General features: G+C 66.0%; 5 protein-coding genes. All 5 read right to left on the bottom strand.

Annotated features, from left to right (window positions below):
* Positions 1-627, bottom strand: a 627-nt coding sequence (locus tag VNK82_09300; GenBank protein HXE91145.1) for a response regulator, incomplete at its 3' end; no start/stop codon positions are given.
* A 95-nt stretch (positions 628-722) separates the two neighbouring features.
* Complete coding sequence (locus tag VNK82_09295) at positions 723-2312, bottom strand: ATP-binding protein (GenBank protein ID HXE91144.1); 1590 nt, start codon at positions 2310-2312, stop codon at positions 723-725.
* A 224-nt stretch (positions 2313-2536) separates the two neighbouring features.
* Positions 2537-4465, bottom strand: a complete 1929-nt coding sequence (locus VNK82_09290) for a hypothetical protein (protein ID HXE91143.1) — start codon at positions 4463-4465, stop codon at positions 2537-2539.
* Positions 4466-4723: 258 nt separating this feature from the next.
* The gene (locus VNK82_09285) at positions 4724-6175 is read right to left on the bottom strand and encodes an outer membrane beta-barrel protein (protein HXE91142.1); all 1452 of its coding nucleotides are present in this window, start codon (positions 6173-6175) and stop codon (positions 4724-4726) included.
* Positions 6176-6457: 282 nt separating this feature from the next.
* The coding region (locus VNK82_09280) for a hypothetical protein (protein HXE91141.1) at positions 6458-6639 on the bottom strand (182 nt) is incomplete at its 5' end.

The raw sequence follows: 6639 nt of genomic DNA, 5'->3' as shown, positions 1-6639 counted from the left end.
GAAGAGCTCGCTTTCGATGAGCGTGGGCACCAGCGCCCCGCAGTCCACCGGGATGAAGGGCTTGTCGCGGTAGGAGCCGGAAAAATGGATGGAGCGGGCCACCAGTTCCTTGCCCGTGCCGCTCTCGCCCTGGATCAAAACCGGATGGGAACTGGAGGCCACCTTGGAGATGATGCGGTAGAGCTTTTCCATCTCCCTGGAGTGGCCGACCATGCCGGCGAATCCCCTGCGGTTGCGAACCTTCTCCCGCAGCAGGCGATTCTCGGTGGAGAGCCGGATCTGGCGTGCCACACGCTCCAGCAGCAGCCGCAGTTCCTCCGCGTGGAAGGGCTTGGCGACGTAGTCGCAGGCGCCCAACTTCATGGCTTCCACGGCTGACTGCACAGTGGCATAGCCGGTTATGACCACCACCTCGGCCTCCGGCCGGCGGCGGCGGAGCTCCTGCAGCACTTCGATTCCGCCCGCCCCGGGCAGACGCAGGTCCAGCAGGCACAGGTCGATAGATTCGGCTTCCAGGATGCGGTAGGCCGCAGGAGCGCTGTCGGCCACCGACACGCGAAACCCCAGGCCTTCGGCCACTTCGCGGCAGCCCTCGCGGACGGCGGGTTCGTCGTCCACGATAAGCACGTGCAAGGTCTCCGATCGCGGTAGCTCTCGAACCGCTGGCATGGTGACGGCTGGGTGCATTGTATGTCCTCTTTCCCCCTCGGCGACAGAACCTCTCAGGTGGCAAACTCGGAGCCCGGCGCAGCCGGTGCGTCCAGCATCTCCCGGATGCGGCGCGCCAGGCTGCCGGCGGAGAAGGGCTTGGCAAAGAAGGGCCGCCCGCTGAGTTGGGCCAGGCGGGCCTCGTCGCTGTAGCCGGAGATGAACAGGATGGGCAGGCCGGGCCGCAAACCCGCCAGCCGGTCGCCCAGCTCCCGCCCGCTCATGCCGGGCAGGACGAGGTCGGCAATCACCAGGTGGATCGGTTCCCGGTGACGCCTCACAACCTGCAGGGCCTCCTGAGCATGGCGCGCCGTCAGCACGCGGTACCCGCAGCGCCCCAGCGACTCCGCCAGGGAGTGCCGAACGGCATCTTCGTCCTCCACCAGGAGCACGGTTTCGCGTTCACGAGTCTCAGGAGGCGAAGGGAACGGCTCTCGGGGCCGTGCGTCCGCCGGTTCCACTCGCGGAAACAAGATGCGGACGGTGGTACCGTACCCGGGTTGGCTTTCCAGCTGGATGACGCCGCCGGCGCCCTGCACCACGCGCTCCACCGTGGCCAGACCCAGACCCGTGCCCTTCCCCGGGACTTTGGTGGTGAAGAAGGGATCGAAGGCGCGCTGGCGCGTCTCCGCGTCCATCCCGACGCCGGTGTCCCGCACCTCCAGCAGGACCCATGCCGGAGCCGGAAGCGGAACAGCCGGCGTTGTGGCATCGACCCGCGCGGTCCGCAGGGTCAGGCGTCCGCCAGTGGGCATGGCATCGCGCGCATTGGCGACAAGGTTCAGGACCACCTGCTCCAGTTGCGAACGGTCGGCGACAATCCAACCCAGGTCGGCCGCCAGTTCCAGAGCCAGTTCCACGTCCTCGCCCAACAGGCGGCGGAGAAGGTCATCCATGTCCGCCAGCAGTTCGTTGAGGTCCACGGGTTGCGGATGAAACGACTGCTGGCCGGTGTAGGCAAGCAGTTGGTTCACCAGGGTGGTGCCGCGTTCGCCCGCCCGCTGGATCTCCTCCGCGTAGCGGCGCAGCCGGCTCCGCGGGTTCAGCTGGCCCAGCAACAGTTCGCTATAGAGCAGGACGGCGGTAGTGAGGTTGTTGAAGTCATGCGCCACACCCGCGGCCAGCCGGCCCAAGGCCTCAAGTTTCTGCGCCCGGCGCAGGTCCTCCTCCAGCCGGCGGCGCTCGCCTACGTCCTGCAGGACAGCCATGATACCGAGAGTGCGGCCGGCAACGTCGCGGATCGGCGCGCTGGAGAGGGAAACCTCTACGCTGGTGCCATCCCGCTTCCGGCAGCGCACGGCCACATCCGCGAATTGCCCGCCTTGCGACACCTGGCGGCGCACGTCCTCAAAATGCGCCTTCTCTTCATCAGGAACGATAGGCAGGAGCCGGCCCAGCACTTCGCTGACGTTCCATCCGAATACGCGTTCCGCCGCCGGATTCCAGAGGAGCACTTCACCGGCAACGCCGAGCGCCAAGGTGGGCAGCGGCGAAGCCAGCAGGACGGCGCGCAGCAATTGGCCACTGTTCTGCTGCGCGAGCGCCGCTTGCGCCAGCAGCAGGGAGAACCGGTCTGCAGAACGGGCGGTCCCGGAGGGGGCCATGTCCATTCCCAAAGCAAACCTGCTTCCGCTTTTCGGAAAGGACCCGCAACTGACTGTGGGTGAAGGGCTTGGCGCTGAAAGGCTGGCGCGTCGGGAGAAAAATTGACGTGCCGATTGTTCCCAACATGGAACAGATGGCTAGCCCAATCTCAGGCGAGACCCGCGCCAAAGGCCTTGCCGCCAAGAGCTTAGCGCGCGAACCAACGATTTCCCGGAACGGGAAGCTATTCGCTGGCCCCGCCGGCGGCGGCCCGGCTGGCCACCTCCGGCTGCGGCACCGCGACTACGCCGTCAAAAACAGTCACGGCGAAGAGCCGGTCCGGACGGGAAGCCAGGCTGCGCAGCGGCCAGGAGGTCTGGGCTAGACGGTTCCACGTGGTTCCGCCATCGCGGCTTTCGAAGACGCCGTGCGTGGCACCTGACGCGGCCAGGAGGCGGCCGCGGTGCGCATCCCACAAGAAGACGCGGATGTTCTGGTCCGGCAAGCCACCCAGGACGCGTGAAAAGGACCGCCCACCATCGCGACTGAGGAAAGCGCCTTCCCGCGTGGCCAGCCACAGCCCGCCGCGGTCATCCAGCTCGACGCCGTAGACGGTGCTCACGAAAGAGGGCAGGCGCGCCGCTAACCAGGTCGAGCCCCCGTCGCGGGAGACCATGACTGCCTTCCGCGATGCGGCGATGACCTGGTCGCCCGAGGCGCGGACGGCAACATACTCCAGCGGGGCAACGCTCTGCAGGCGCCGCCAGGAGCGGCCGTGGTTCTGGCTGACCAGCAATCCGACGGAAGTGGCCGCGTACCAGCCTTGGGGGGTCAGCGCCAGGTCGGCCACGCGCGATTTGAGAGACGAGGTTCGCGGTGCCGGGGCCTTACGGCCACGCCGCGCCGGCGCTGCCGGTGATTCCTCGACCACGTTGATGGGCTTCCAGCGGCCCAGCTTGCGGTCGTGCGCGAACACGCCGCGGTTGGTGCCCGCCACTACCGTGCCGTCATCTCCCACGCGGAGGGCGAATACGTCACTGCCGCCGAGGCCATCGCTCAACTGGGTCCACTGTTGCCCGCTGTTGCGGGAGACAAACACGCCGCCGAACTCCTTGTCATTGAGCACCCCGGCATACAGCGTGTCGGAGCGGAAGGGATCGAGCGCCAAGGTCTCCACGCGGCGGTGCGAGAATCCGCGGTTGGAAGCCCGGAAGGTGCGACCCCCGTCCTGGCTGACCACGACGCCCGCCCGATCCGTCGCCAGGAGCACGCGATTGGAGTCACGAGGATCCACCAGGACGTCGTTGATGATGTAATTGGGCGCAGTGAGGCGCATCCAGCGGCTCCCGCCATCCTCGGTGCGCCACAGTCCTTCGGTGGTGCCGGCGTAGACGACCTGACGCCGCTGCGGATCCTGGCGCAGCACGCGCGTCCGGCGTGCGGAGGCCGGAATGCCCTGAATCTTGCGGAACTGTTCTCCGCCGTTCTGGCTCTTGTAGATTCCCGAGCAGGCGCTCGCGTAGACGACCGCCGGATTCTCCCGGTCGATGATGATGGAGAACACATCGGAATCGTCGATGACGCCGCGGTCGATGCGGGCCCAGCTTCGCCCGCCGTCGGTGGTCTTCCAGGGCAGGTGCCAGGTGCCGGCGTAGACGATATCGGGGCTGCGGGGATCGATGGCGATGCTCTCAATGTTGCGGATCTCGGCATGAAACTCTGGTGAGATGCGCTGCCAGGTGTCGCCGCCATCGGGGGAGCGAAACACGCCGTCCAGCGCCCCGGCCACCAGGATGCGCGGGTCCGACGGCGCCACCGCCAACGCCCGTACCGACTTGCCGTGCAACCCGGGCAAGGCCTGCCACGTCCGTCCGCCGTCGCGGCTGCGGTAGGTATCGCCACCGTTCTTCTCAATATCCCAGCCGGAAACGTAGATCACGCTGGGTCGGGAAGGATCGAACACGATGTGATCCAGGACCAGAGTGTCCGAGCTGCCTAACCGGGCCGAGCGCTCCCAACTCGTGCCTCCGTTGTTCGACACGAAGAGTTGGCCGGCGCTGGTGCCCAGCAGGATGCGGTCCGGATTGGACGGGTCGTAGGCCAGTGTGCGGACATCGCCCCCTTCGGGACCGAGCGGGACCCATTCCGAGGTCGCTCCGGCAGGCAAGGCCACAAGGAATCCTGCGAGGAAAAGAAGAATGAAGCTACCAGTGCGAGTTGCAAGAGACTTGCTCATATTCACCCAGAGACTCGCTTCGGCGGGGGTTCCGGCGAGCCGAACTCCCCCAGCCTGCCTGAGAAGCTTCCTTCCGGCAAGTTACCGGAGCCTAGAGAGGCAATGGCCGGTCGGGCGTGTCCACCCGCCGGCCATTGAGCTTCTCGACTCCCTGGCAGCTCACCGGCTGCCTCCAGCGCGGTCTACGTCCCGTCGCTAGTAGGTGGCGCCCGGCGGGACGATCACCATCTCCGCCCGCCTGCCGCCTTCGCTGCCGGCTCGGGTCTCGATGCGGCTGGCATCGATGCCCTTTTCCTTCACGAGATAAGCCTTGCTGTTGTCCGCGCGCTGCATGGACAACTGCGCCGCCCTCCTCTCGTTCGCATCCGCCTGCCCGACGATCACGAGGCGCGAATCGGCGTCACGCTGCAAGCGCAGCGCCACGTCATCCAGCACGGCCTTGCAGGTGTTGTCGACGCGTCCCGGCTTGGCCTTGTTGGGGAATTCGCACTCGCTCATCTTCTCCGCCTGCGGCGGTGGCGGCGGTACGGTCACGTTCACCGCAGTGCTGGTCGAATCCGACAGGCCGCGGTCATCGGTACAAGTTGCGCTGACGTTGATGCTGCCCGCCGACGCGCCGGTCGTATCCAGCGTTGCGCTGGCACCGCTGCCTGACAGCCGCCCGCCACTGGAGCTCCATCCGCCGATCGTGACTGGCCGCCCATCCGGGCTGGTGCACGAGCAGGTGATGGTCGACGACTCACCCGCCTGCACCGTGGTCGGATTGGCCGAGCAGGAGATCCGAGGAGGATTCCTCGGCGGTTCCTTCACACTGAAGCTGGCGGAGCACTCCGCCGATTTCTTCTTGTTGTCGGAAACGCGCGCCGTCACCGTGTAGCTGCCCGGCCCCAGGCCGGTGGTGTTCACCGTGCCCACATTGCCCTCTCCCGTCACTGTTCCGCCGGTCGAGCTCCAGGAATAGACCAGGGTGGCGTTTTGGGGGAAGTTGGCTCCGGTGGCCGTGACTCGTACGGCTTCGCCCGCCATCACTTCGCTGGGTTCGGCCATGCAACTGGCGCTGGGCGGAATGGGTTCCTCAATCCCGAACTTGAGCACGATTCCGGTGCGCAGCCGCGCGCCATTCAGGTTGGTGCGACCCAGGACGGGTCCGAAGTTGTGGTGGCCGTAGACATAGTCGGCTTGAATCAGGCGAAGGTCGACCCGTCGGGTCAAAATGACATCCAGCCCGCCGCCGGTGGCCACCCCGAAACCGTTCTGCGAGTCCAGTCCTTCCGGCGACAGCCGGTGCCAACCTGCGAGGAACTGGAGGAACGGCCGCACGCGCTCGTCTTCCTGGCGGAAGGTGAACCGCGGGCCGACCATCAACGTCATGGCGTCCGCGTTATCGCCGTACTGCCCGCCGACATCGAACGAGATTCCCCACCACTTGTCGATGTTGTAGGTGGCAGCGACACCGAAGCCGCGCGGCATCTCGTCGATCTTCACGCCAGCCAGCGACCCGCCCGGGTTCATCCAGGAATAGCCGGCGAAAATATCCACCTTGGGAACCGCTGCATCGCCCTGAGCCCAGGCCGGCGACGACGCCATCACCAGCAGCGCCATGCCCAACAGGGCAAAGTAGGTACGACTCTGTGTGCGACAGTGCATGTCTGCATCCTCCGGAACTTTCTTCCAAGTCACCGAAAAATAAGGCTGCTGATTCAGGATAACGGGAAAACCTAGAGACGCTGCCGCTACACCTGCGAGGGTCAGCGTGACCGCAAAGCATTCTACAGCAAGCAGAATTAGCCCGCAAAGCGCAAAGTCAACCCTTATGTTTCGCGGCTATTCTGCGACACGACGGCGGCCCGCGCAACTGTCAACTCTGACAGTTCCTGGGAGGTGCGGACCGTGGACGAGCCACGGTCCTAACCCTCCCCATGCTCTGCCCTACTTCTCGCCTACGACTCGCAGCAACAGTCGCGTTCCGCTCTCCAATGACACGTTCTTGCTGGATGAGGCGATGACGGAGCCCTGGCTGGCGCTGGAGCCGGAGGACTGCATTTGCAGGCCATCCAAGCCGACCACTCCGGTGGTCGCGGAAGTAAGCTCGGTTGTGGCGGAACCGGTGG

This window comes from Terriglobales bacterium, from assembly GCA_035573675.1.
Taxonomy (GTDB): Bacteria; Acidobacteriota; Terriglobia; order Terriglobales; family Acidobacteriaceae; genus DATMAB01.
Note: the sequence above shows the minus strand (reverse complement) of the source record. Positions and strands in the feature narration are given on the sequence as shown.

Excerpts from the sequence above, each read along its gene's own strand:
- VNK82_09285 (HXE91142.1), bottom strand. The coding sequence starts at position 6,175 with ATGCACTGTCGCACACAGAGTCGTACCTACTTTGCCCTGTTGGGCATG.
- VNK82_09295 (HXE91144.1), bottom strand. The coding sequence starts at position 2,312 with ATGGCCCCCTCCGGGACCGCCCGTTCTGCAGACCGGTTCTCCCTGCTG.